Consider the following 706-nt stretch of genomic DNA (forward strand, 5'->3'; position numbering starts at 1 on the left):
GATCCTTCTCGAAGCCGGAGCCGGGCAAACCATGGGTCCGCAAGGCGGTCGCATCTTCGAGAACCTGGCCGCCGTTGGTTTACGGCCCGAGGACATAGACGTTGTGGTGGTCTCGCACACGCACCCGGACCATGTCGGCAACCTTGGAACAGCGGAGGGCGGCAAGGCATTTCCGCGGGCTGCCGTCTTTGCGCCTCGTGCCGATTGGGACTTCTTCGTCCGTAACGTTCCGGATCTTTCCTACATGCCGGTGCCCGAAGACTTTCGCCGCAACTTCGCCGCGGCTATCAAGCGGAGCGTTGAACCCGTCAGCAAGGGAATCGAGTTGTACGAAGCCGGCGCGGAGATCGTTACCGGGCTGACCACGCTTCCGGCATCCGGCCACACGCCGGGCATGGCGAACTTCCTCGTTCAATCCGGGAACGATCAGCTGCTGCTGACGGCCGATCTCGCCTACCACCCGATCGTCAATGTCGACCGGCCCTGGTTGCCCGGGCCAGATCGCGACAAGGACGCCGCACTCGCATCCCGCCGCCGCATCTTCGACATGGCGGCGGCAGACCGGCTCCTCGTGCTCGGCTTCCACTATCCGTTCCCGGGCCTTGGCCGAATGCTCAAGACGGACGCCGGCTATGCGTGGGTTCCGGTCAGTTGGCAGTTCTAATCCAGTGAGAGGAGATCGTGCTCGACCTCCCCCCCAAACGCA

Annotated in this window: 1 protein-coding gene; it reads left to right on the forward strand. The window is 63.7% G+C overall.

Annotated features, from left to right (window positions below):
• The coding region (locus AC6CIG_RS29655) for an MBL fold metallo-hydrolase (RefSeq protein WP_498324380.1) at positions 1-664 on the forward strand (664 nt) is incomplete at its 5' end.
• Between the last annotated feature and the right edge of the window lie 42 nt (positions 665-706).

The organism is Sinorhizobium sp. GQ132 (assembly GCF_059758575.1).